Source organism: Microbacterium lacus (genome assembly GCF_039531105.1).
Lineage (GTDB): Bacteria > Actinomycetota > Actinomycetes > Actinomycetales > Microbacteriaceae > Microbacterium > Microbacterium lacus.
Window position 1 is genome coordinate 2,339,355 of record NZ_BAAAPK010000001.1, and the last position, 23,270, is coordinate 2,362,624.

22 protein-coding genes and 1 tRNA gene are annotated in these 23,270 nt (G+C 70.3%); 5 read left to right on the forward strand and 18 right to left on the reverse strand.

Translation table 11 applies throughout. The features are described from left to right. Nucleotides 1-13 precede the first annotated feature (13 nt). A complete protein-coding gene (gene trhA / locus ABD197_RS11175; RefSeq protein ID WP_425561038.1) occupies nucleotides 14-766 on the forward strand; it encodes a PAQR family membrane homeostasis protein TrhA in 753 nt (250 codons plus the stop codon). A 4-nt stretch (nucleotides 767-770) separates the two neighbouring features. Here the strand turns inward: trhA and ABD197_RS11180 are convergent, their stop codons facing one another. Continuing rightward, nucleotides 771-1,076, reverse strand: a complete 306-nt coding sequence (locus ABD197_RS11180; protein WP_344054526.1) for a hypothetical protein — start codon at nucleotides 1,074-1,076, stop codon at nucleotides 771-773. A gap of 111 nt (nucleotides 1,077-1,187) precedes the next feature. Here ABD197_RS11180 and ABD197_RS11185 point away from each other — a divergent pair, with 111 nt between their 5' ends. Together ABD197_RS11185 and greA are read left to right on the forward strand one after the other, a co-directional pair. Beyond that, nucleotides 1,188-1,592 (forward strand): DUF4307 domain-containing protein, encoded by a 405-nt coding sequence (locus tag ABD197_RS11185; RefSeq protein WP_344054528.1) that lies wholly within the window; start codon nucleotides 1,188-1,190, stop codon nucleotides 1,590-1,592. A 110-nt stretch (nucleotides 1,593-1,702) separates the two neighbouring features. Then, nucleotides 1,703-2,194: a transcription elongation factor GreA gene (gene greA, locus ABD197_RS11190; RefSeq protein ID WP_344054531.1), complete on the forward strand. Its 492-nt coding sequence runs from the start codon at nucleotides 1,703-1,705 to the stop codon at nucleotides 2,192-2,194. A gap of 22 nt (nucleotides 2,195-2,216) precedes the next feature. Here the strand turns inward: greA and ilvA are convergent, their stop codons facing one another. Further along, nucleotides 2,217-3,443: a threonine ammonia-lyase gene (gene ilvA / locus ABD197_RS11195; RefSeq protein ID WP_344054533.1), complete on the reverse strand. Its 1,227-nt coding sequence runs from the start codon at nucleotides 3,441-3,443 to the stop codon at nucleotides 2,217-2,219. Beyond that, entirely contained in the window at nucleotides 3,440-4,633 is a 1,194-nt protein-coding gene (locus tag ABD197_RS11200; RefSeq protein ID WP_344054535.1) for an AI-2E family transporter, read from the reverse strand. The genes ilvA and ABD197_RS11200 overlap by 4 nt, the downstream gene beginning before the upstream one ends. A gap of 51 nt (nucleotides 4,634-4,684) precedes the next feature. Between ABD197_RS11200 and ABD197_RS11205 the strand changes: the two genes are divergently transcribed. Further along, complete coding sequence (locus ABD197_RS11205; RefSeq protein WP_344054537.1) at nucleotides 4,685-5,923, forward strand: winged helix-turn-helix domain-containing protein; 1,239 nt, start codon at nucleotides 4,685-4,687, stop codon at nucleotides 5,921-5,923. Between the two features lie 3 nt (nucleotides 5,924-5,926). Here the strand turns inward: ABD197_RS11205 and ABD197_RS11210 are convergent, their stop codons facing one another. The 15 genes from ABD197_RS11210 to nhaA all read right to left on the reverse strand — a co-directional run bounded on the left by ABD197_RS11210 (nucleotide 5,927) and on the right by nhaA (nucleotide 20,439). After that, nucleotides 5,927-6,982 (reverse strand): DNA glycosylase AlkZ-like family protein, encoded by a 1,056-nt coding sequence (locus ABD197_RS11210; RefSeq protein WP_344054538.1) that lies wholly within the window; start codon nucleotides 6,980-6,982, stop codon nucleotides 5,927-5,929. A gap of 46 nt (nucleotides 6,983-7,028) precedes the next feature. Continuing rightward, on the reverse strand, nucleotides 7,029-7,916 hold the full coding sequence (locus tag ABD197_RS11215) for a M48 family metalloprotease (RefSeq protein ID WP_344054540.1): 888 nt from the start codon (nucleotides 7,914-7,916) through the stop codon (nucleotides 7,029-7,031). A 14-nt stretch (nucleotides 7,917-7,930) separates the two neighbouring features. Continuing rightward, entirely contained in the window at nucleotides 7,931-8,500 is a 570-nt protein-coding gene (locus ABD197_RS11220; RefSeq protein WP_344055845.1) for a LemA family protein, read from the reverse strand. Between the two features lie 81 nt (nucleotides 8,501-8,581). Beyond that, on the reverse strand, nucleotides 8,582-9,895 hold the full coding sequence (locus ABD197_RS11225; protein WP_344054542.1) for a D-arabinono-1,4-lactone oxidase: 1,314 nt from the start codon (nucleotides 9,893-9,895) through the stop codon (nucleotides 8,582-8,584). After that, nucleotides 9,892-11,127 carry an alanine racemase gene (locus ABD197_RS11230; protein WP_344054544.1) on the reverse strand — a complete coding sequence of 412 codons (1,236 nt, stop codon included), beginning with the start codon at nucleotides 11,125-11,127 and terminating at the stop codon, nucleotides 9,892-9,894. The genes ABD197_RS11225 and ABD197_RS11230 overlap by 4 nt, the downstream gene beginning before the upstream one ends. Nucleotides 11,128-11,190: 63 nt before the next feature. Further along, nucleotides 11,191-11,264: transfer RNA gene (locus ABD197_RS11235), tRNA-Leu, on the reverse strand. A 32-nt stretch (nucleotides 11,265-11,296) separates the two neighbouring features. Continuing rightward, nucleotides 11,297-12,691: an NAD(P)/FAD-dependent oxidoreductase gene (locus ABD197_RS11240; protein ID WP_344055846.1), complete on the reverse strand. Its 1,395-nt coding sequence runs from the start codon at nucleotides 12,689-12,691 to the stop codon at nucleotides 11,297-11,299. A 52-nt stretch (nucleotides 12,692-12,743) separates the two neighbouring features. Continuing rightward, on the reverse strand, nucleotides 12,744-14,012 hold the full coding sequence (locus ABD197_RS11245; RefSeq protein ID WP_344054545.1) for a S8 family serine peptidase: 1,269 nt from the start codon (nucleotides 14,010-14,012) through the stop codon (nucleotides 12,744-12,746). Beyond that, nucleotides 14,009-14,524, reverse strand: a complete 516-nt coding sequence (locus tag ABD197_RS11250; protein ID WP_344054547.1) for a DUF501 domain-containing protein — start codon at nucleotides 14,522-14,524, stop codon at nucleotides 14,009-14,011. The genes ABD197_RS11245 and ABD197_RS11250 overlap by 4 nt, the downstream gene beginning before the upstream one ends. Nucleotides 14,525-14,559: 35 nt before the next feature. Beyond that, complete coding sequence (locus tag ABD197_RS11255; protein WP_344054549.1) at nucleotides 14,560-15,093, reverse strand: FtsB family cell division protein; 534 nt, start codon at nucleotides 15,091-15,093, stop codon at nucleotides 14,560-14,562. A gap of 42 nt (nucleotides 15,094-15,135) precedes the next feature. Then, nucleotides 15,136-16,416, reverse strand: coding sequence for a phosphopyruvate hydratase (gene eno / locus ABD197_RS11260; RefSeq protein WP_344054551.1), 1,281 nt, complete (start codon nucleotides 16,414-16,416; stop codon nucleotides 15,136-15,138). Nucleotides 16,417-16,468: 52 nt separating this feature from the next. After that, on the reverse strand, nucleotides 16,469-17,167 hold the full coding sequence (locus ABD197_RS11265; protein ID WP_344054553.1) for an O-methyltransferase: 699 nt from the start codon (nucleotides 17,165-17,167) through the stop codon (nucleotides 16,469-16,471). Between the two features lie 146 nt (nucleotides 17,168-17,313). Further along, nucleotides 17,314-18,564, reverse strand: coding sequence for a histidine--tRNA ligase (gene hisS, locus ABD197_RS11270; RefSeq protein ID WP_344055847.1), 1,251 nt, complete (start codon nucleotides 18,562-18,564; stop codon nucleotides 17,314-17,316). Between the two features lie 31 nt (nucleotides 18,565-18,595). Next, complete coding sequence (locus ABD197_RS11275) at nucleotides 18,596-19,249, reverse strand: nucleoside triphosphate pyrophosphohydrolase (protein WP_344054554.1); 654 nt, start codon at nucleotides 19,247-19,249, stop codon at nucleotides 18,596-18,598. Next, on the reverse strand, nucleotides 19,246-20,439 hold the full coding sequence (gene nhaA, locus ABD197_RS11280) for a Na+/H+ antiporter NhaA (protein WP_344054556.1): 1,194 nt from the start codon (nucleotides 20,437-20,439) through the stop codon (nucleotides 19,246-19,248). Before nhaA ends, ABD197_RS11275 begins: the two co-directional genes overlap by 4 nt. A gap of 157 nt (nucleotides 20,440-20,596) precedes the next feature. Between nhaA and ABD197_RS11285 the strand changes: the two genes are divergently transcribed. Then, on the forward strand, nucleotides 20,597-23,269 hold the full coding sequence (locus tag ABD197_RS11285) for a phosphoenolpyruvate carboxylase (RefSeq protein ID WP_344054558.1): 2,673 nt from the start codon (nucleotides 20,597-20,599) through the stop codon (nucleotides 23,267-23,269). The last annotated feature ends 1 nt before the right edge of the window (nucleotide 23,270 follow it).

Here is a 23,270-nt window from a genome sequence, read left to right on the forward strand (position 1 = left end):
CGTGGCTTCCCGCATGAGTTCCGACGCGCGAGCGGACGAGCCTGCAGACGAAGGCGTCGACCTGATCCAGCTTCCGCTCATGGAAGAGGCGGAGGACACCGCCCACGTCGACATCAAGCCGACGTGGCGCGGCTGGCTGCACGCCGGCACGTTCCCGATCGCGATCGCCGCGGGCATCGTCCTGATCGCGATCGCGCAGGGATCGGTCGCGAAATGGGCTGCGGCCGTGTTCATGGTGACCTCGATGCTGCTGTTCGGGGCCTCCGCGGTCTACCACCGCTTCACCTGGGGGCCGAAGACCAAAGCGGTGCTCAAGCGCATCGACCACGCCAACATCTTCCTGCTGATCGCGGGCACGTACACGCCGCTCGCGACGCTCGCCCTGCCGCCCGAGAAGGGGGTGCTGCTGCTGTCCCTGGTCTGGTCCGGGGCGTTGATCGGCATCCTGTTCCGCGTCTTCTGGATCGGCGCCCCCCGCTGGCTCTACGTGGCCCTCTATCTGGTGCTCGGATGGGCGGCGATCATGTACATCGTCGATCTGTTCCAGGCGAACGCCGCCATGATGATCCTCGTCATCATCGGCGGCCTGCTGTACACCCTCGGTGCGGTCGTCTACGCGATGAAGAAGCCGAACCCGTGGCCCGGGCATTTCGGCTTCCACGAGATCTTCCACGTGTGCACGGTGCTGGCCTTCCTCTGCCATTGGACCGCATGTGCGCTGATCGCCCTCCAGCCCCTCTCGCCGTCGCTCGGCGTCCCCGGCTGAGCAGTCAGGCGCGCGGAGGCGTGTCGCCCTCGGGCTCCTCGGTCGGCGGCTGGGCCGCCGCCTCGGCATCCGCCCGCTCCTGCGCATCCAACTCCTCGTTGATGTCGGCGCGCACGCGGCCGCGACGGATGCGGCGCATCATGTCCCAGACGAGCGCGACGACGGCGAGCGAGAGCAGGGCGATCACCACGAAGCCGGCCGGTCCCGGTGTGACCAGGACGGGATCGACGGTCTCCTCGGGTGTGGGCGTCATCGTGCCCGTGAACACCGTCAGGGCGGCGTGTGCGATCACGCCGAACGCGTCGTGCATGGATGTCCTCGTTCCGCGCGCAAGCGCCTAGCCTGGAGATACCAGCCTAACTTCCACGGGGGCGGAGCCTCCGCCCCCGCCCCAGCACCCGGTACGGACGAATCCGCGACGATGACGACCCCCACGACGACACAGGACATGCTCGACGAGCGCTACGGGCGCACGAGCACCCCGCGCAGAAGATGGACGATCGGGCTCATCATCGCGGCGGGCGTCGTCATCGCGGGTCTGTTCGCCTGGATGACGATCGCGAACGCCCTCGATGACGTCTCCGCGGACACGACCGGGTTCACCGTGGACGACGCGCGGTCGGTGACTCTGTCGTTCCAGGTGACCGCTCCCATCGGTCGCACGGTGGCGTGCGTCCTGGAAGCGCAGGACGAAGATCACGGCGTGGTCGGCTGGAAGGTCGTGGAATTGCCCGCATCTCAGACCCACGCACGGGCGTTCCGGGAGACGATCCCGACGACGGCAGAGGCGACGACAGGTTTGGTCAACGCGTGCTGGGTGACGTAGTCTGACCGCAGCACAGTCGACAGACGCCCTGGCGGGAGCCGGGGCGTTTTGGCATCCGAGCAGTCGGGACTGTGGATGCTCACACCCTCGCCGCGACCGAAGGAGACCTCGTGTCCAATGATGCCCCGGTGACGTTCCTGACCCAGGACGCCTACGACCGCCTGGCGGCCGAACTCGAGCGCCTGTCCACGACGGGCCGCGAGGAGATCGCGAAGCGAATCGAAGCCGCGCGCGAAGAAGGCGACCTGAAGGAGAACGGCGGCTATCACGCGGCCAAGGACGAGCAGGGCAAGCAGGAGGCCCGCATCCGCACGCTGCAGCACCTCCTCAAGAACGCGACGGTCAGCGAAGCGCCCGAGAGCACCGGCGTCGTCGAGCCCGGAACCGTCGTGACGGCGATCGTGGCCGGAGGCGAAGAGATCTTCCTCCTGGGCAATCGCGAGATCGCCGCGGACTCCGAACTGGACGTCTACAGCGAGGCCTCGCCGCTGGGCGCGGCGATCCTCGGGCTGAGCGAAGGCGAGAAGACCTCGTACACCGCCCCCAACGGTCGCGCGATCGCCGTGGAGATCGTGAAGGTCGAGACCTACTCGGGCCAGTGAACGCCCCGCGTCGCTGACGAGATCAGTCGGGCACGACCGTCGGCAGGAAGCCGGCGTCGCGCAGCGTCTGGATCACGTGCGCACGGTGCTCCTCTCCTCGGGTCTCCACGCTCAGCTGCAGGATCACTTCGCTGATCTGCAGGCCCTGGCCATGCCGGGTGTGCATGACCTCGATCACGTTCGCCCCCGCGTGCGCGAGCAGTTCGGACACGCGCGCGAGCTGACCGGGCCGGTCCGGGAGCGGGATCCGCAGCGTCATGTAGCGCCCCGAGGCCGCGAGGCCGTGTGAAACGACGCGCTGCAGCAGCAACGGGTCGATGTTTCCCCCCGAGAGCACCGATACGGTGGGGCCTGTCGCGGTGATCTTGCCCGCGAGGATCGCCGCCACGCCGACGGCGCCGGCAGGTTCGACGACCTGCTTGGCGCGTTCGAGGAGCATCAGCAGCGCCCGCGCGATGTCGTCGTCGGTCACCGTGACGACCTCGTCGACGAGCTCGCTGATGATCGCGAACGGCACGTCACCCGGGCGGGCCACCGCGATGCCGTCGGCGATCGTCGGCAGCGTGTCCACCACAAGTGGTCTGCCCGCTGCGAGCGACGAGGGATAGGCGGCGGAGTTCTCCGCCTGGATGCCGATCACACGGACACGGCGACCCACGGCGGCGGCGCGCGCCTTCACCGCGGCGGCCACGCCCGCGATCAGACCGCCGCCGCCGATGCCGACCAGCACCGTGTCGAGGTCCGGCACCGCGTCGAACAGCTCGAGGCCGAGCGTCCCCTGGCCGATGATGATGTCGCGATGATCGAACGGGGGGATCAGCACCGCACCGGTGCGCTCGGCGAACTCGGCCGCGAGACGCAGCGGCGTCTCGACCGTCGCGCCCTCCAGGATCACCTCTGCGCCGTACCCGCGCGTGGCCAGGAGCTTGGGGACGGGGACCCCGAGCGGCATGAAGATCGTGGCCGAGATGCCGAGCGCCTGCGCAGCCAGCGCCACTCCCTGGGCGTGATTGCCCGCGGAAGCGGCGACCACACCCCGCGCGCGCTCTTCCGGCGTCAGCCGGGACAGCCGGTAGGTGGCACCCCGGATCTTGAAGGATCCCGTGCGCTGGAGGTTCTCGAGCTTGAGGTGCACGGGGACGCCGAGGAGTTCGCTCAGGTGCTGGGACTCATCCAGCGGCGTCCGCGTGATGACGCCCTGCAGCGATGCGGCGGCGTCCTCGAACTCCGCCAGAGTGGGAATGCTCACGAACGGACCCTCCTGGGGCGCGGCACGGTCGTCCAGATCAGGTCGACGGATGAAGGCGGCGCGCCGGACTGCCAGGCCTTGTCGCCGATGTAGACCGCCACGACGTTCACGAATGCCGCCAGCGGGACGGCGAAGAGGGCACCGGGGATGCCGGCGATCATCGCACCGCCCGCGACGACGAGCACGACGGCGAGCGGATGAACCTTCACCGCGGACCCCATCAGAAGCGGCTGGAGGACGTGGCCCTCGATCTGCTGGACGCCGAGGACGACGACAAGCATCCACAGCGCGATCCAGGGGCCGTTGTAGACGAGGGCGAGGAAGACCGCGACCGCTCCGGTCACGACGGCCCCGACGATCGGGATGAACGCGCCGAGGAAGACCAGGACGGCAACCGGGATCGCGAGCGGCACACCGAGGAGGAACGCGCCCAGGCCGATGCCGACCGCGTCGATCGTCGCGACCATGAGCTGGGTGCGCGCGTAGTTCACGACCATGACCCAGCCGGCCCTTGCCGAGCCGTCGACGGCCGGCCGCGCCGCCTTCGGGAAGAGCCGCGTCGTCCACCGCCAGATCCCGCCGCCGTCGGCGAGGAGGCACAGCAGGATGAAGAGGGCGAGGAGGGCACCGACGCCGACGTGCCCGAGGGTCGTGCCGATCGCGAGCGCTCCGGACAGCAGCAGCTGCGCCTGCTCCTGCAGAAGCGTCAGCCCCTGGGAGAGGAGGTCGTCGATCTGTCCGGTCGTCAGGTGCAGCGGGCCGTCGATCAGATACTGACGGAACTGCTCGACGGCAGCGATCGTCCGCGTCTGCACCGAGGCCCACTGCCGCGAGACCTGCCACACGACGAGCCAGATGAGCCCCGCCACGATCGCGATCGTCCCGACAACCGAGATCGTGATCGCCAGCCACCGCGGCACGCGGTGACGCAGCATCCAGCTGAACGCAGGCCACAGCAGCGCCGTGATGAGGATCGCCACGAGCAGCGGGATGACGAGCAGCTTCAACTGGATGACGATCCAGATGCCCACGCCGATCGCCGCGGCGACGACGAGCAACCGCCACGAGTAGGCGGTGGCGAGCTTGAGCCCTCGTGGGACGGCACCGGACACATCGGTGGACACCACGCGACCGCGGTCACGGAGGGCGTCGAGGAACGAGCCTTTCGGCCGGCCCTCGGGTGTGCTCATCCGGCCATTCTACGGGCGGGCGATGTCGCGGTCCGCCGATAGGCTCACGCCGTGAAAGACACCCTGAGCATCCCCGAGGCACGGCGCGTCACGCTGGCCGCCCAGGGATTCGGGCAACCGCGTCCGAGCGCTCCCGGCACCCGGCAGCTCAACCTCGCGATGGCCCGGATGGGGACGCTGCAGATAGACTCCGTCAACGTCTTCGCGCGCTCGCACTATGTGCCGCTGTTCTCGCGGCTCGGCGCGTACGACACGGCGACCCTGGATCGCCTGCTGTTCTCCCGCCGTCCGGCGTACGTCGAATCCTGGGCACACGTGGCGGCATTCATCCCCGCGGCGGACTGGAGCCTGTTCCAGTTCCGACGCGACGACCTTCGCGCTCGATATGCCAAACCGGGGAGTTGGTTCGACGGCCACCGCGACATCGCCGAATGGGTGCTCGCAGAGCTCGCCCGGCGCGGGCCGCTGCGTCCGGCCGAGATCGACCACGATGCGAAGCGGGCCCGGCGCGGGCCGTGGTGGGACTGGGACGTCGTCAAGAACGCGCTCGAGCACCTGTTCCTCTTCGGCGAGGTGGCGATCGCCGGCCGACGCGGTTTCGAACGACGCTACGCTCTCGCCGAGCAGGTCCTGCCCGCCGACGTGCTCGACCGGCCGGTTCCCCGAGCGGAGGCGATCCGCGAACTCGTCCGCCGGGCCGCCCGGGCGTCGGGCGTCGCGACGGCGTCCGATATCGCGGACTACTGGCGGATCAAGGATCGCGCCGCAGTCCTCTCATCGCTGCACGACCTCGTCGATGCGGGCGAGCTGCGCCCGGTCACCGTGGCCGGCTGGAGCGTCGCGGGACGCCCCGCACAGGCCTGGCTGCACCGCGACGCCACTCTCCCGCGCCGGATCGACGCGACAGCGATCCTCACGCCGTTCGACCCGGTGGTGTGGTTCCGAGACCGCGCCGCGCGCCTCTTCGACTTCGACTACCGGATCGAGATCTACACGCCCGCTCCCAAACGCCGGTTCGGCTACTACAGCCTGCCGGTGCTCATCGGCGACGACATCGTCGGCCGCGTGGACCTCAAGGCCGACCGAGCGTCCTCGACGCTCCTCGTGCAGTCCGCCTGGTGGGAACACGGCGTGGGTGCGGATGCCGCCGCACGGCTTGCGGACGAGATCCGGCTCGCCGCCTCCTGGCAGGGGCTGTCCTCGCTCTCGGTGTCGCACTGGGGCGACGCGACGGACGACCTGGCGGACACGCTCCCTGAGGCGAGAAGGCACGACCTCACGCGGCGGTGAGGCTCACTCCGCGGGGATGCCGACCACCTCGAGTCCGAGCCAGGACGCGAGTTCGCGGATCTCGGCCCGCACCGCATCGTGCATCTCGGCGGTGAACGGCTCGTCCTCGTGGACGGCGTGCACGCGGAGGAGTCCCGCCTTGCGGTCGGCGGCCGCGTCGAGCTTCCCGACGAGGCGGTCGGCGTACAGGATCGGGAGCGCGAAGTAGCCCCACCGCCGCCGCCCCGCGGGCTTGTACATCTCCACGATATACTCGAAGTCGAAGATCTCCTGGGCGCGCGTGCGGTCGAACACGAGACGGTCGAACGGCGAGAGCAGGGCCGTGCGCGGGGCGAACGACCCCGAGGCCCGCAGGACCACGGGATCGACCCGCCATACGCCGCGGACGCCCTCGACGCGCGCGGGCTCGCCGATCTCACCCACGTCGATCGGCTCGACGGGCTGCTTCACCGACTTCACCCGTGCGATCCCGAGGGAGCCGAGCCGACGCTCGGCACGTCCCCGCGCGGCGTCCTCGTCTCCGAGCTCCGGAGAGGAGAGCGCGTACACCCGCTCGGCGACGTCCCAGACGCGCTCCTTGCCCTCTCGTCCCGCGATCGCCACGTCGCCGCGGAGGACGAGGAACTCGAGCATCTGGGTGACGTTGCGCTCGTTCGTCCATCCGGACGACTTCCAGGACACCTGACTCGTGTCGGGGATCTCGCCGGTGCGGAGTGGACCCGACGCCCGCAGCTGAGCGATCACGTCGTCCGCGAAGCGCGCATTCGCCTCCATCCAGTCCCGCTGATCGCGGTACACCGGCCACGCCCGCATGACCGGCAGGTACAGCGCAAGGTCGGTCATCGGGCGGTAGAAGCCCGCCCATTCGAAGATCGCCCGGTCGACCTCGACGGCGCGGGTGAGATCGGCGGGGCGGTAGGGCCAGCCGATCCTGCTCCACAGGATGTGGTCGGCGCTGGGTGCGATCGCCGCGGTCGGATCGATGTTGACGACGGAGAGAGCGTCGACGGTCTCGACGATGCCGCCGGGGCGTTCGGCTGTCAGCGCCTGCGCAGTCACGGCGATCCGGCGCGCCTGCTTTCTCGTCAACTCGTGCACGGAGTCCTCAGAACTGCCCGCCCATGGTGTGGAGCCGCTCGATGCGCTCCGCGAGCGGCGGGTGGGTGGCGAACATCCGCGCCAGTGCATTCGGCTTGAGGGGGTCGGCGATCCACAAGTGCGCCATGGACGTGTTCGCCTTGCGCAACGGCGCGCCGGACTCCGCGAGCTTGCCGAGCGCCGAGGCAAGTCCGTCCGGGTCGCGTGTGGTCATCGCACTCGTCGCGTCCGCGAGGTACTCGCGCTGGCGGGAGATCGCCGCCTGCACGGCTCCCGCGAGGAGAGGGGCGACGATCGCGGCGACCACGCCGAACAGCACGAAGAGGAGCTGCGCCTGGCCGTTCCCGCCGCGGCGCCCGCCGCCGAAGAACGCGAAGCGCAGGAATATGTCGGCGAGGATGCCGACAGCGACGACGAGACCGAAGACGATGAGCGAAACCCGGATGTCGTAGTTGCGGATATGACCGAGCTCGTGCCCGAGGACTCCCTCGAGTTCACGATCCGACATGAGCTCGAACAGCCCCGTCGTGACCGTGATCGACGCTTCCTCGGGCTTCCGACCGGTGGCGAAGGCGTTGGGCGCGGGGTCCTCCACGACGTACAGACGCGGCATCGGAGTCCCGGTCGCGATGCACAGGTTCTCCACCAGCCGGTAGTAGCGAGGTGCGTCCGTCTGCGAGACCGGCGTCGCGCCGGCCATCGCGATCGCTTCGCGGTCGGCGAAGAAGTACTGGAACGTCGCGTAGCCGGCGGCGAAGACCAGGATGAACGCGGTGATCCACCAGTTGTTGCCCGCGAGCCATCCCGCGAGTACTCCGACAGCACCGAGCAGCAGGATGAACGCGCCCAGGATGAACCACGTGTTGCGCTTGTTGCGCGCGATGGCGCTATACATGCGAAGACGTCAGATCAGAACTGGACCCTGGGCGGCTCGCTGATGGCCGCGCCATCCACGACCTCGAAGAACTCGCGCTCGGTGAAGCCGAGGTTGCGGGCGAAGAGGTTGTTCGGGAACACCTTGATCTTGGTGTTCAGCTCGCGCACGCCGCCGTTGTAGAAGCGGCGCGACGCCTGGATCTTATCCTCGGTGTCGACGATCGACTGCTGCAGCTGGAGGAAGTTCTGACTCGCCTGCAGCTGCGGATATGCCTCGGCGACGGCGAACAGAGACTTCAGCGCCTGCTGCATGTGGCCCTCGGCGACTCCGGCTTCGGCGGGCCCGCCGGCGGTCAGCGTCTCGGCTCTGGCCCGCGTCACGTTCTCGAAGACCGCCTTCTCATGCGCCGCATAGCCCTTCACCGCCTCGATGAGGTTCGGCAGAAGGTCGGCACGGCGTTTGAGCTGCACCGTGATGTCGCTCCACGCCTCGTCGACGCGCACGTTCAGTGCGACGAGCGAGTTGTACGTCGCCCACAGGTAGATGCCGGCGATGACGAGAAGCGCCACGACGATCAGTACCGGGATCAGCCATTCCCACATGCCGGTGACTCCGTTCAAGGTTTGACCCATCCTAACCACCGGCGGACTCCCGGATGAGGGCCGTCCGCCCGCTCACAGGGCTTACTCACCGAGGATGCGGTCCAGATGCCGATTGGCGAACATCCGCGCGGGGTCGAGACGGTCTCGCAGGGCGACGAAGTCGCCGAACCGGGGGTAGCGGTCGCGCAGGGCCGCGGCATCCAGAGTGTGCATCTTGCCCCAGTGGGGGCGACCTCCGAAGCCCAGCATGATCTGCTCGACGGCGTGGAAGTACTCCGTCGGATCCTCGCGCCAGTACCGGTGCACCGCGATGTATGCGGACGCGCGCCCGGAGGCGGTGGAGAGCCAGAGGTCGTCGGCAGCCGCGAAGCGCACCTCCACCGGGAACGAGATACGCCAGCCGCGGTCCGCCACGAGCGCGCGGAGGGCGTCGAAGGCGGCGCGCACGTTCTCCGCGGGCAGCGCGTACTCCATCTCCCGGAAGCGCACCGACCGCTCGGTCGCGAACACGCGGTGCGAGAGATCCGTGAATTCGCGGTCGCCCCACAGCCGCACCGACGCGCGGTTGATCGCCGGAATCGTGGCGGGCACCGTCCGGGCGACGCTGCACGCGATCTGGTGCAGTCCGTTGCCGATCACGACGTCGTCGACCCACTTGCCGATCCGCGGCAGCGGCCGGCGCACCGCGCTCTCGGGCAGCCGGGTGTTCGTCTTCGTCATGGCCCGGTCGGTGTGCGCGAACCAGTAGAACTCGAAGTGGTCTGCGGCGGCAACGCGGTCCTCGAGACCGTCCAGCACCTCGTCGAGGGCTTCCGGCGCTTCCACCGCGTGAAGGAGGAAGGCCGGAACGCACTGCAGCGTCACCTCGACGAGGATGCCGAGCGCGCCCAGACCGAGAGCGACGGCGGGCAGCAGATCGGCTTCGTGCTCGTCGTCGACGCGCAGGAGCTCCCCGTCGGCGGTGACGAGCGTGACACCGACGACCTGCGTCGCGATGCCGCCGAATCGCGCGCCGGTGCCGTGGGTTCCGGTGGAGAGCGCTCCGGCGATCGACTGGCGGTCGATGTCGCCGAGGTTGGGCATCGCGAGGCCGTACGGGGCGAGGAGTCTCGGGATCTGATGCAGGCGCGTTCCGGCGCGCAGCGTCACCCGTCCGGTTCGCCGGTCGGCTCCGACGAGACCGGTGAGGTCGCTGAGATCCAGCAGGACGCCCGGGGCGACGGCGATGCCGGTGAAGCTGTGGCCCGCGCCGATCGCCTTCACACGCATCCCGCGCGCCGCTGCCGCGCGCACGGAGCGCTGCACCGCGGCCGTGGAGGCAGGGAACTCGACCAGCTGCGGGCGGACGCTCGCCGAGCGGCCCCAGTTCTGCCAGCGGTCGCCCGGGCGCGTCACAGGAACGCCTTCCCTTCGCCGCGATAGGTCGGCGCCGTCCCCGCCGGCGCCCCGGCGCCGACGAGGTGATACGCGTCGACACGCTCGGCGAGCTCGCCGCTCTTCGCGTGGCGGAACCACACCCGGTCCCCGAGCGCGAGGCCGGCTGCCGCACGACCCTGCAGCGGCGTCTGCACCTCACCGGCTCCCTCCCGAGCGAGAGTCCGCAGGCCGTGCGGCCACACCGGCTGCGGCTGACGCGACGCGACCGGGGGTCCGGACGCGATCCACCCGCCGCCGAGGACGGTGACGATGTCGGGAGCGGGCCGGCGCACGACGTCGAGGGCGAACGCAGCCGCGGGTGCCGGGTCGAAGGCCTGGTACCCGTCGAAGAGGTGGCCGGCGAGCAGACCGCTCCCCGCCGTGAGCTCGGTCACGGACTGGTCGGCGGCCGTCAGCTCGAGGGAGCCGGTGCCGCCGCCGTTGACGAATTCCAACGGCGCGATCGCGCGGACGGCGTCGACGATCGCCGCGCGACGGTCTCGCAGCTCCTGCGCGGAGCGGCGCTGCATCCACCGGATGACGGGATCGCCCGCCCCCGTCGCGTCGCCCTGACCGGCGATCTGCGCTTCGTACATCATGAGCCCGACCACGCGCACGCCGGGTCGCCGGGCGATCGCCCGGGCCAGAGCCGCGACCTCTGCCGCCTCGTGCACGGGGGAACGGCGCACACCGACGTGTCCGAGCCCGGGAGCCCGCCAGGACGCGTCGGCGTCGATCGCGACACGGATCTCGGGTCGCCCGGTCGGCGGGGCGACCGCATCCAACGCGTCCAGCTGAGCGAGGTCATCGACCATGAGCGTGATCCGCGACGCCGCCCGTTCGTCGGAGGCCAGCACCCGCAGCGCCGCGCGGTCCACGGTCGGGTAGCCCAGGACGATGTCGCCATGGATCTCGGCGAGCCAGAGCGCCTCCGGCAGCGTGAAGGCGAGGATGCCGCAATATCCGGGAAGGCGGAGCACGGCATCCAGGACCTCGCGCACGCGCACCGACTTGCTCGCGACACGGATCGGAACTCCGGCGGCGCGGACGAGCATGTCCAGCGCGTTGTAGCGCAGCGCGTCCAGATGAAGCGCCGCCGCCGGGGCGGGCACGCCGGCAACGGCATCCGTCATCGCACCCCAGTACGAGTCCGGATCGGCCCATGGCGTGCGCAGCGGTGCATCGCTCGCGGCGAGCAGATCGATCGTCATGGCATCACGCTCGAAGGCGTCGGGGCACGCATGGGCACCAGCCTACGACGGGAGCCCGGACCGTACCCCCGGTCAGGTTCGAACTGACACTTGGGCGATTTTAAGTCGCCTGCCTCTGCCGATTGGGCTACGGGGGCGCACGCCGAAGCGGGCGCTACCACGGTACCGCTCAGCTGCCGGCGGCGACCTTCTCGGCCGGCGCGGCCTTCGGAGCCTTCGCCGGTGCCGCCTCGGCGGGCTGCGGCGGACGCGGGCGCGCGGCGAACTCCTCGAAGACATACCGAGGGTCCTGCACAGCCTGCAGGTTCACGAGGTCGCGACCGAGCCAGAAGTTGTTCCACCAGCCCCACACGACGCGGAACTTGCGCTCCCACGAGGGCATCGCGAGACCGTGGTATCCGCGGTGCGCGACCCAGGCGACGAAGCCCTTCAGAGCGATCTTGCCGGACTGGAAGACGCCGTTGTAGAGGCCGAGCCCGGCCACCGCGCCGAGGTTCTTGTGGAAGTAGTCGCGCGGCTCCTCGCCGCGCAGGACAGCCACCAGGTTCTTCGCAAGGAGCTTCGCCTGACGCACGGCGTGCTGGGCGTTCGGGACGCAGTACCCGCCGACGCCGCCGCCACTCAGGTCGGGGACCGCCGAGACGTCACCTGCAGCCCACGCGCCCTCGACGATCTCGTCTTCGGTGCCGACGCGGAGGTCGGCGCGCGTGCGGATGCGGCCGCGCTCTTCGACCGGCAGGTCGCCGCCGCGCACGACGGTCGGGTTGGCCATCACACCGGCAGTCCAGATGATCAGGTCGCTCGGGATCACCTCACCGGTGGACAGTTCGATGTTGCCGTCGACCGCGCCCGTCACCTGGGTGTCCAGGTGCACCGAAGCGCCCCGCTTGGCGAGGTCCTTCAGCACCCACTCGCTCGTCTTGAGCGAGACCTCGGGCATGATGCGGCCCATCGCCTCGATCAGGTGGAAGTGCGTGTCGTCGAAGGTCACTTCGGGGTACTTGCCCACCAGCGCCGACGCGAAGTCGCGGAGCTCGGCGAACACCTCGATCCCGGCGAAGCCGCCGCCGATGACGACGACGGTGAGCAGGCGATCCCGCTCGGGGCCGGGAGGCAGCACGGAGGCCTTGTCGAAATTGGACATCAGGCGGTCGCGGATCGCGACGGCCTCCTCGATCGTCTTCAGACCGATCGCGTTGTCGGCGATGCCCGGGATCGGGAAGGTGCGCGAGACGGCACCGGCGGTCACGACGATCTGGTCGTACTCGAGCTCGTACGGCTCACCGACGATCGGGGTGATCGTGGCGACCTTGCCGGCGTGCGAGATGCCGGTGACCTTCGCCGCGACGATCTTCGTCTTCTTCAGGTGACGACGCAGCGCCACGACCGAGTGGCGGGCCTCGATCGAGCCCGCCGCGACCTCGGGGAGGAACGGCTGGTACGTCATGTAGGGAAGCGGGTCGACGATCGTGACCTCTGCCTCACCCTTGCGCAGCTGCTTCTCGAGCTTCCACGCGGTGTAGAACCCCGCGTAGCCGCCGCCGACGATCAGGATCCTGGGCACGCGGTTCTTCGCGGACGCAATGTTGCTCACGGTGGGGAGTACTCCTGGGGTGTCAGCGGCTCGGCGTCCGGGACGCCAATCGGATTCGTCGGACAGCTGCGATGACGCCGAGCGCCACCAGTATAGCGGCCGCCGAACCGGCCATCAGCGGAAGCGTCCCGTACAGCAGCGTCTCGGACGACGGCAGCAGCGGCGAGGCGGGACGGGATGCCGCGTCCGCGGGCGGCAGCGCGGGGATCTGCACCGGATCCGCGGTGGGGATCGGCGCGGGCCCGGTGTCCGCGCGGCGATACAGCCGGATCCAGTCCTTCAGGCTCCCCATCGGATTCTCGGACACCAGCGGCACGCTGGCCGCCACGGCGGCGGCGGCGTCCACGAGCCCGTATCCGTACAGCGGATCGGGGACGTCGGTGGCGGCCGCGGCGGGGTCGGCGGTGCGGATGATCCGGTTGATCACGTTCGCGGCGTCCAGCTCGGGGTGCGCGGCGCGCACGAGGGCGGCGATGCCGGCGACGATCGGGGCTGCGCCGCTCGTGCCGTTCCAGAGCACGAGGCGGCCATCGGCCGAGACTCCGAGCAGGTTCTCGCTGGGGGCCGACACGCCGATCGTGATGCCCTGGGTCGAGGCCTCGAGGCTCGCCCGACCCTGCGGGTCGACGCCGCCGACGGTCAGCACACCCGGAATCGTGGCCGGGGCCCCGACGCGCGACGTCCCGCTCCCCCGGTTCCCGGCTGCGACGACGACGACGACGTCGTTGTCGTACGCGTAGAGGAACGCGTCGTCCCAGCTCCGGTCCCAATCCGGGGTGTTCGTGGTCAGCGAGAGGTTGATGATGTCGGCGCCGTTGTCGACCGACCAGCGGATCGCCTCGGCGATCTGCTGCGTGAACGGCACGGTCGCGGAGGACCCGAAGCCCACCGACACGGACAGGATCTCCGAGGCCGGGGCCACGCCGATCATGCCCGTGTTCGCCCCGGTCCCCCGCGACGCGGCGAGCGAGGCCACCCAGCTGCCGTGGTTCGCGTCCACGGCACCCACGGGCGTCCGTCCGTCCGGCGACCCGATCCCCGACACGTCGGTGCCGGCGACGACCGCCCCCTCGAACTCGACAGGACCGCGCCCGACACCGGTGTCGATGATCGCGATGCGCACCCCTTCACCGCGGGTCGTCGTCCAGGCCTGCGTGACCCCGTACTCGTCGAGCCAGTACTCCGCCGCGCGCACCGGGTCCGACGACGCCGGGGACGGGGTCGCGGTGGACCCCGCCAGCAGCACGGTCGCGGCGGCGACGAGCGCGGCGAGCCCCGCCCGGATTTTCATCCGGCCGCTCCCGGCTGCGCGCACACGCAGCGCTCGGGCGACCACGTCGACAGCGCGAGGGCACGGTCCCCGATCGGGTTGACGCCCGGACCCGCGGCCAGCGCGTGTGCGGCCAGGGCATGCAGGCACTTCACGCGTGTCGGCATCCCTCCCGCCGAGATTCCGTCGATCTCCTCGACGACGCCGAATTGCACGCGGTCGGCGAGATAGGCCTCGTGCGCACGTCGGTAGGCCGCGGCCACCTCGGGGTCGTCCAGCTCGTCGCCGAGCGTGCGCATCACTTGCGTCGCCTCCAGCTGCGACATCGCGGAGGTCGCGCCCGGGTGCGTCAGGTAGTAGAACGTCGGGAAAGGCGTCCCGTCGTCCAGTCGGGGGGCGGTCGCCGCCACCGTCGGGTTGCCGCACACGCACCGGGCCGCGATCCCCACGACACCACGAGCGGGCCGCCCCAGCTGCTCCCGCAGCACGGCGAGGTCGGCATCGCTCACGGGGGCATACGGCGGAGTGCTCACCGCGCCAGGGTACCTTCCGGCCCTGAATGGAACCGTCAGGGCGCGGGACTCTCGGTGGGCGCGGGGTCCGGCACACCGATCGCCGGGGCCTTCACCGTCTGCGCGAGGCCGGCCTGCACGACCGAACGGACGAACTGGGACATCCAGTCGGTGCGGGTGCGCTCCACCTCGTCGCTCACGGGCGCCTGTTCCTGCGGCACGAGCGCTGCGGGCAGGTCGTCGTCCACGAGGTAGACGACCTCGCCGGGCTTGACGTAGTACAGCCGCTCGCGTGCCTGGGTCGTGATGTACGCGGGATCCGTGAAGCGTTCCCGCTGCGCCTCGAGGTCGGCGACGTCCTCGCGGCTCACTTCGACCGCTGCCTGCAGAGCCGCGATCTGCTGGCGCTGATCGACGTAGGTGCCGATCGTCGGCACGAGCACGAACGCGGCGAGGACGACCAGCCCCATCATGATCACCATGAAGCCGGACAGACGGATGCCGCCCAGCCAGCCCCGGACGTCGACGGGTCCACGCGCCGGCCGACGGATCGGCCGGGCACGCGAAGGGGGAGCCGTCGTGTTCGGCACGGCTCCCCCTCACGTGGACCTCATTCGGCCCGGATGTCTGCTCTACGCGCGGTACCTCGGGAACGCTCCGCGACCGGCGAACTCCGCCGCGTCGCCGAGTTCTTCCTCGATGCGCAGAAGCTGATTGTATTTCGCGACACGTTCGCTGCGAGCAGGCGCACCGGTCTTGATCTGACCCGCGTTCACGGCGACGGCGAGGTCGGCGATCGTCGTGTCCTCCGTCTCACCGGAGCGGTGCGACAGCATCGAGCGGTAGCCGTTCTGGGTCGCGAGCGAGATCGCATCGAGGGTCTCGGACAGCGTGCCGATCTGGTTCACCTTCACCAGCAGCGCGTTCGCGACGCCGAGGTCGATGCCGCGCTGAAGTCGGACCGGGTTCGTGACGAAGAGGTCGTCGCCGACGAGCTGCACCTTCGTGCCGATCTTGTCGGTGAGCGCCTTCCACGCGTCCCAGTCGTCTTCGGCGAGCGCGTCCTCGATCGTGACGATCGGGTAGTTCGCGACGAGGTCGGCGAAGTAGTCGGTGAGCTGCTCGGCCGACCAGGTCTTGCCCTCGACGGTGTAGACGCCGTCCTTGAAGAACTCGGTCGCCGCGACGTCCAGGCCGACGGCGATGTCGGTTCCGGGCGCGAACCCGGCCTTCTCGATCGCCTTGATGAGGAAGTCCAGGCCCCCGCGGTTGCTGGGCAGATCGGGGGCGAAGCCGCCCTCGTCGCCGAGCGCCGTGTTGAAGCCCGCGGCCTTCAGCTCGCCCTTGAGGACGTGGTAGATCTCGGTGCCCCACCGCAGCGACTCGGCGTACGTGTCCGCACCGATCGGCGCGAGGAAGTACTCCTGGAAGTCGATGCCGTTGTCGGCGTGCTCGCCGCCGTTGATGACGTTGAACAGCGGTACGGGCAGCACGTGCGCGTTCGGTCCGCCGAGGTAGCGGAACAGCGGGAGGTCCGCGCTGTCGGCGGCGGCCTTCGCGACGGCGAGGCTCACGCCGAGGATCGCGTTCGCGCCGACGCGCTTCTTGTTCTCGGTGCCGTCGACCTCGTTCAGGATCTCGTCGACGATGCGCTGCTCGCTGGCCTCGACGCCTTCGATCGCCGGACCCAGCTCGTCGACCACGGCGGCGACGGCCTTGAGCACGCCCTTGCCGCTGTAGCGCGTCTTGTCGCCGTCGCGCAGCTCGTACGCCTCGAAGGCGCCCGTCGATGCGCCGGAGGGGACCGCCGCACGCTGGACGATGCCGTCGTCGAGCAGAACCTCCACTTCGACGGTGGGGTTTCCGCGCGAATCCAAGATCTCGCGCGCGTTGACAGCCTCGATTAGTGCCACAGAGGACTCCTTGAGTGGTGGAGGGTGGATCGGGAGCGTCGTCGGTCCGCCGTCAGTCTAGCGACGCGGCATCCGTCACGTGATCCGTCACGAGCGCGATCGCCACGCCGTCCCAGCCCTTGCGGTCGAGCGTCTGCAGCGCGGTGGCATCGAAGCGCGCATCGCGCCGGAGCATCTCCAGACCTCGCTGCGTGCCGATCACCTGGGCCGACGTCGTCGCGGGGTTGGCCACTTCTCCCCCGCGTCCGATGTTGTCCAGGACGACGACCGTTCCCGGGCGCCCGAGGCGTGCCGCCCAGTCGAGGTAGATCGTGTTCGATTCCTTGTCCGCGTCGATGAAGACGAGATCGAACGGCTCGGCGCCCACGAGGGAGGGCAGCACGTCCGCGGCGCGGCCGATCCGGATCTCGACACGGTCGGAGACACCCGCCCTCTCGAGGTTCGTCCGGGCGACGACGGCGTTGCGCTCTTCGGCCTCGACCGTGACGACCCGGCCGTCCGCGCCGACCGCGCGGGCCATCCAGATCGTCGAGTACGCGCCGAGCGTGCCGATCTCGAGCACCCGCTGGGCACCCGAGATGCGCACGAGCAGATTCAGGAGTTTCCCGGACACCGGAGCCACCTCGATCGCCGGCAGTCCCGCCTCCTGCTGCGAGTGGACCGCGTCATCCAGCACGGGGTCGTGGCCGACGAGCGTGTCGGTCAGATAAGCGTCCACGCGACGCCAGGACTCGGGTGTGGGGTCGGCCATGCGGCCAGCCAACCCGCCCCCCGTGCCCCCGTCAACCCCGCACCTCCCCGAGCACGATGGCGGCACCAACCTGCGATGGCCACACAGGTTTCGTAGGGCCATCGCAGGGAAGTGCAGCCGACACGAAGAAAGCGGCGGACGGGGCGTCAGCCGAGGGGCTTGACCTCGAGATCTGACGCGTCGGCGCCGACCAGACCGAAGGCGGTGTACCCGTCGTTCGCGGCGCGCTCGAGCAGGGCCTTGAGGTTCTTCGTGCGCTGCTCGAGCCGCACGCGGGAGCCTTCGGCCACGAGACGGGACTTGAGCGTCAGCAGCGCGCCGAGATCGGCATCCCGATCATGCACGAGGACGACCGCGGGGGCGGCCGACGCGGTCTGCTCGCCGACGAGGTCCACGATCCGCTCGAATCCGATCGAGAACCCGACCGCCGGGACGTCCTGCCCGAGGAAGCGCCCGATCATGCCGTCGTACCGGCCTCCGCCGCCGAGCGAGTAGTCCACCGAGGGGTGGGCGAGCTCCATGATCGTGCCGGTGTAGTACCCCATGCCGCGCACGAGGAACGGGTCGAAGACGAGCGGCACGTCCCGCTCGGCGCGCGAGGCGGCGACCGCATCGCCGATGGCGGCGAGATCCTCGACGGGCCGATCCGGGATGCCGTCCGGCAGCGCGCGGCGGATGTGCGCGGACCCGAACGGGATGTGCTCGCGCGTCTGCGGACGCTCCAGGAACGCCCCCAGCGCACGGACGGCCGCAGGATCCGCGCCGCGTCCGGTGAGCTCGGCGATCACGCCGGAGGGTCCGACCTTGTCGAGCTTGTCGATCGTGATGAGCACCCCCGGACGCTCATCGGGCGCGAAGCCGAAGCCTTCGAGCATCGCATCGAGGATCCGCCGATCATTGATCCGGATGCTGCCGCCGGTGAGCCCGAGCGCGTCCAGCGTGTCCAGCGTCGCGACGGCGAGCTCCGCTTCGGCACGCCCCGAGGCGTCGCCGATGATGTCGATGTCGCACTGGACGAACTGCCGGTACCGCCCCTTCTGCGGACGCTCGGCGCGCCACACGGGCGCGATCTGGATCGACCGGAAGACCGAGGGCAGCTGACCCCGGTTCGTGGCGTAGAAGCGGGCGAGCGGAACGGTGAGGTCGTAGCGCAGTCCGAGATCGGTGAGCGCGGACGGATCCTCGGCTGCCGCGCGGATCGCCTCGGCATCCAGCCCGCGCTTGAGCACGTTGTACGCGAGCTTCTCGTTGTCGCCGCCGATGCCGGCGTGCAGACGCGCGTACTCCTCCATGACCGGCGTCTCGATCTCATCGAATCCGTGCGCGCGGTAGCGCTCGCGGATGACGGCGAGCACGCGCTCGCGCCGGGCCTTGTCTGCGGGAAGGAAGTCGCGCATGCCGCGCGGCGGGGTCACTGATGCCACCGGACTAGTCTCTCAGTCCGGCCTCCGCCTCCCGAATCCCCATCGAGAGCCCACGCAGACGTTCCCGGAGCGCCCGCTCGGCATCCCACCCGTTCTCGCGGGCGAGCGCGACGAGCCCGAGGAGCGCCTCCCCGAGCTCCGCCTCCGACGACGGCGCGTCGACCGGGGCGGCACCGAGCCCGAGGGGCGCCCCCTTGCCGAGCATCTTCTGCGCGAGGGCGAGCGAGGGCATGCGCTCGGAGACCCCGTCCAGCACGCTCGTGCGTGTGCTCTTCTCCACCGCCTTCGCCGCGTTCCACAGCACGAGCACCTGCTCGGGGGTCTCCGCGACCTCGCCCGCGAAGACATGCGGATGCCGCCGCACCATCTTCTCGGTCAGGCCACGGGCGACCTCGTCGATGTCGAACGGCTCGACAGGATCGCGGGAGGCGATCTCGGCGTGGAACAGCACCTGCCACAGCAGATCGCCGAGTTCTTCGCGCAGGTCCGCGCGCGACCCCTCCTCGACCGCGTCGACCAGCTCCGCGCTCTCCTCCACCAGATACGGCACGAGGTCGCGGTGCGTGATCTGCCGGGTCCACACGCAGCGGTCCCGTACGAGACGCATCGTCTCGGCCGCCTGACGGAGCGGGTCCTGCTGAGGCTGCGTGTCGGTCATGCCAGCTGCCCTCCGTCCGCGCCCGTCGCCATCGCCGGTGCCGGCTCCGCCGATCCGCGCCGGCGGTGGTGGCGAGCGCGCTGGGCGACGAGGATCCCGGCGGCGATGAGCGAGATCGCCGAGCCGCCGAGCACACCGAGGGTCGCCTCGTCGCGCAGCAGCGGATCGGAGGCGAACGCGAGCTCCGAGAGCAGGAGCGATACCGTGAAGCCGATGCCCCCGAGCGCCCCCGCCGCCACGAGGTCGGCGAAGGAGAGGTGCGGCGTCGCGCCGCGGTTGCCGATGCGCAACGAGATCCATCCGAAGACAGAGATGCCGATCACCTTGCCGACCGGGAGCGCGATCAGCACGCCCCAGAAGGCGGGCGCGAGCTGCGACGGCGAAACCGCCGGGATCACGACGAGAGCGGCCGAGAACGCGAACAGGGGCAAGACGAGTCCGTTCACCCACGGCTCGAGCGCGTGCCGGACCCGCATCGCCGGGTGCTGCGCCATCGCGAGGCCCAGCGCGACGCCGGCGATCGTGGCGTGGACGCCCGACTCGTACACGAACACCCACGTCGCGATCCCGAGCACGACCAGGACGACGGCGATCGGCACGCGCGCGCGGGTGTCGAGCTGACGGCTCAGGATGCCGAACAGCACGACGGCGACGGCGGCGAGGCCCAGCATGACGAGATTCACGTCCGCGGTGAACAGCACCGCGATGAAGACGATCCCGACGATGTCGTCCAGGATCGCGAGGGCCAGCAGGAAGATCCGGATGCCGGACGGCAGGCCCTTGCCGAACACGGCGAGAACCCCCAGTGCGAACGCGATGTCGGTCGCGGTCGGGATCGGCCACCCGCGCGCGGAGTCGGTGCCCGCCGAGACGATCAGGAAGATCACGATCGGGACGATCACGCCGCCCGCCGCGGCGATCGCCGGCTGCATCGCCTTGCGCGCCGAATTGAGCTCGCCGTTCGTGAGCTCGAACTGCAGTTCGACGGCGACCATGAAGAAGAACACGGCCAGCAGACCGTCCTGGACCCAGTGGCCGATCGACATCTCGAAGACGCCGGGGATGCCGATGTAGGTGTCCTTCACCGCGAGCGCAGCGGGGCCTGCGGCCGTGTTGGCGACGATCAGGGCGAGGATCGCGGCGGCGAGGAGGATGATCGCCGGAAAGCGGGCAGAACGCAACAGGGACACAGGGGTCCTTTCGTGGGAGGAGGCGGCAGGCGCACGCGCACCGCCGCCGACCAGACTTCCCGGCACACCGCTGCCCAGTCTACCGACGTGCACACCGGCGCCCCTGCCGATGTCACACGTGACGAGCAGGAAACACAACCGCACTACCGTTGTCCGCATGCGTGAGTTCACCCAGACCGAAGCGATCGACCTCGTAGGCCGGTTCGAGGCCGGGCAGGAGATCCCGGAGCGGATGCGCGCCGACGTGCGTCTGCTCGGCTCTCTCTTGGGCCGTGTCCTGCGCGAGAGCGGCACCCCCGGTCTCTACGAAGACGTCGAGCGGCTGCGGCTCGCGACGATCCACGCGTACACCGACGAGACGCCCGAGGCCTTCGAGAACGCGGCGTCGATCGCGGACTCCTTCACGATCGAGCGCGCCGACGAGGTCGCCCGGGCCTTCACGGCCTACTTCCACCTGGTGAACCTCGCCGAGGAGCACCAGCGCGTGCGCGTCCTCCGCGAGCGCGACGGACGCCCGGACCGCGAGAACGCCACGGATTCCGTCGCCGCCGCGTTCGTCACACTCGCGGCCGAGGTCGGCGACGAGACCGCGCTGCAACGTCTGCAGGCGCTGCGCTTCCACCCCGTCTTCACCGCGCACCCCACGGAGGCGCGCCGGCGGGCGATCTCCACCAGCATCCGCCGCCTCGCGGCGTTCCTCGAGGAGCACGACGCGTCGCTGCGCAACGGTGCAGACCAGCGCCGGGCCGAGCGCCGCATGCTGGAGGAGATCGACACGCTCTGGCGCACCGCGCCGCTGCGCCCGGAGAAGCCGTCGCCGACGGACGAGGTCCGCGCGGTCATGGCGGTGTTCGACGAGACGCTGTACACCGCCATCCCCCACGTCTACCGGCGCGTCGACGACGCACTCCAGGGCCCTGCTGCGGGCGGACGCGCGCCCGTCGTGCGCCCGTTCGTGCGCGTGGGCTCGTGGGTCGGCGGGGACCGCGACGGCAACCCGTTCGTCACGGCGTCCGTCACCCGAAAGGCCGCGGCGATCGCGAGCGAGCACGTCCTGCTGGGCTTGGAGCGCACGGCGAACCGCATCGGGCGCGGACTCACGCTCGACGCCGCCAGCACGCCGCCGAGCGACGCGCTGCTCGCGCTCTGGCAGCGCCTGAAGGGCGCCGACGAGGACGCCGCGACCGAGATCGCCAAGCGGTCGCCCAACGAGCCGCACCGCCGCATCCTGCTGCTGATCGCCCGCAAGATCGCCGCGACCCGCTCGCGTGACGCCGATCTGGCCTACGTCGACCCGGAGGAGCTCCTGGGCGACCTCCGCGTCGTGCAGGATTCCCTCGTGCAGGCGCGCGCCCCGCGTCAGGCCTACGGGCACCTGCAGCAGCTCATCTGGCAGGTCGAGACGTTCGGATTCCACCTCACGGAGCTGGAGGTGCGCCAGCACTCGGCGGTGCACCGCAAGGTCCTCGCCGAGCTCGAAGCCGGCGGTCCGCGCTCCGAGCAGGCCGAAGAGGTCCTCGACGTCTTCCGCGCGGTGTCGTTCCTGCAGAAGCGCTACGGGCCGCGCGCCGCCGGACGCTACATCGTCTCGTTCACGCAGTCGGCGGAAGACCTGGCCAACGTGCACCGCCTGGCCCGCTATGCCACCTCGGATGCCGACCGTCCGGTGCTCGATGTCATCCCGCTGTTCGAGACGTTCGCCGACCTGCAGGCCGCGCCCCGGATCCTGGCCGAGATCATCGACCACCCGGAGTTCGCGGCCCGGCTGGATGCGACCGGACGGCGCCTGGAGGTCATGCTCGGCTACTCGGACTCCTCGAAGGACGTCGGTCCGGTCGCGGCGAACCTCGCACTCTACGTCGCGCAGGCCGCCATCGCGGCGTGGGCGCAGGAGAACCGCATCGAACTCACGCTCTTCCACGGCCGCGGCGGAGCGCTCGGCCGCGGCGGCGGTCCCGCGAACTCCGCGGTCCTCGCGCAGCCGCCGCACTCGGTCGACGGGCGCTTCAAGCTCACCGAGCAGGGCGAGGTGATCTTCGCGCGCTACGGCGACCCGGCGATCGCGATGCGCCACATCGACCAGGTGGCCGCGGCCGTCCTGATGGCCTCCGCTCCGTCGATCGAGGAGCGCAACCGCAGCGCCGCCGCACGGTTCGCCGACGTCGCCGCGACGATGGACACGGCATCCCGCGCCCGCTTCTTCGACCTCGTCAAGGCTCCCGGCTTCGCGCCCTGGTTCGCACAGGTGACACCGATGGAGGAGGTCGGCCTGCTCGCCCTGGGATCGCGCCCGGCACGCCGCGGACTGTCGGTCGAGTCGCTGGAGGACCTGCGCGCGATCCCGTGGGTGTTCGCGTGGACCCAGGCCCGCATCAACCTCGCCGGCTGGTTCGGTCTCGGGTCGGCGCTGGAGGCCGTGGGCGACGAGGCCCTGCTGCGACAGGCCTATCGTGAATGGCCGCTGTTCCAGACGATGGTCGACAACGTCGCGATGAGCCTCGCCAAGGCGGATCACCGCATCGCCCGTCGCTACCTGGCTCTCGGTGATCGCGACGATCTCGCCGAACTCGTGATGTCGGAGATGGAGCTGACGCGGGCCTGGGTCGTGCGGGTGACCGCCGCGACAGATGTCCTGGAGAACAAGCCCGTCCTGCAGCGCGCGGTGAAGATGCGCAGCCCCTACGTCGACGCGCTGTCGTTGCTGCAGTTGCGGGCGCTGCGCCAGCTGCGGGCGGATGCCGCCGCCGGCGCCCCCGCCGACCCGGATCAGCAGCGGCTGCTGCTGCTATCCGTCAGCGGCGTCGCCGCGGGCCTGCAGAACACCGGCTGAC

Bases quoted from the DNA above. Each gene is read 5' to 3' on its own strand.
- hisS (WP_344055847.1), bottom strand. From the start codon at position 18,564: ATGCGCGACTTCCTTCCCGCAGACAAGGCCCGGCGCGAGCGCGTGCTC.
- ABD197_RS11180 (WP_344054526.1), bottom strand. From the start codon at position 1,076: ATGCACGACGCGTTCGGCGTGATCGCACACGCCGCCCTGACGGTGTTC.
- ABD197_RS11245 (WP_344054545.1), bottom strand. From the start codon at position 14,012: ATGAAAATCCGGGCGGGGCTCGCCGCGCTCGTCGCCGCCGCGACCGTG.
- ABD197_RS11220 (WP_344055845.1), bottom strand. From the start codon at position 8,500: ATGTGGGAATGGCTGATCCCGGTACTGATCGTCGTGGCGCTTCTCGTC.
- ABD197_RS11275 (WP_344054554.1), bottom strand. From the start codon at position 19,249: ATGACCGACACGCAGCCTCAGCAGGACCCGCTCCGTCAGGCGGCCGAG.
- ABD197_RS11185 (WP_344054528.1), top strand. From the start codon at position 1,188: ATGACGACCCCCACGACGACACAGGACATGCTCGACGAGCGCTACGGG.
- ABD197_RS11215 (WP_344054540.1), bottom strand. From the start codon at position 7,916: ATGTATAGCGCCATCGCGCGCAACAAGCGCAACACGTGGTTCATCCTG.
- ABD197_RS11230 (WP_344054544.1), bottom strand. From the start codon at position 11,127: ATGACGATCGATCTGCTCGCCGCGAGCGATGCACCGCTGCGCACGCCA.
- ABD197_RS11285 (WP_344054558.1), top strand. From the start codon at position 20,597: ATGCGTGAGTTCACCCAGACCGAAGCGATCGACCTCGTAGGCCGGTTC.
- ABD197_RS11200 (WP_344054535.1), bottom strand. From the start codon at position 4,633: ATGAGCACACCCGAGGGCCGGCCGAAAGGCTCGTTCCTCGACGCCCTC.
- trhA (WP_425561038.1), top strand. From the start codon at position 14: ATGAGTTCCGACGCGCGAGCGGACGAGCCTGCAGACGAAGGCGTCGAC.
- ABD197_RS11265 (WP_344054553.1), bottom strand. From the start codon at position 17,167: ATGGCCGACCCCACACCCGAGTCCTGGCGTCGCGTGGACGCTTATCTG.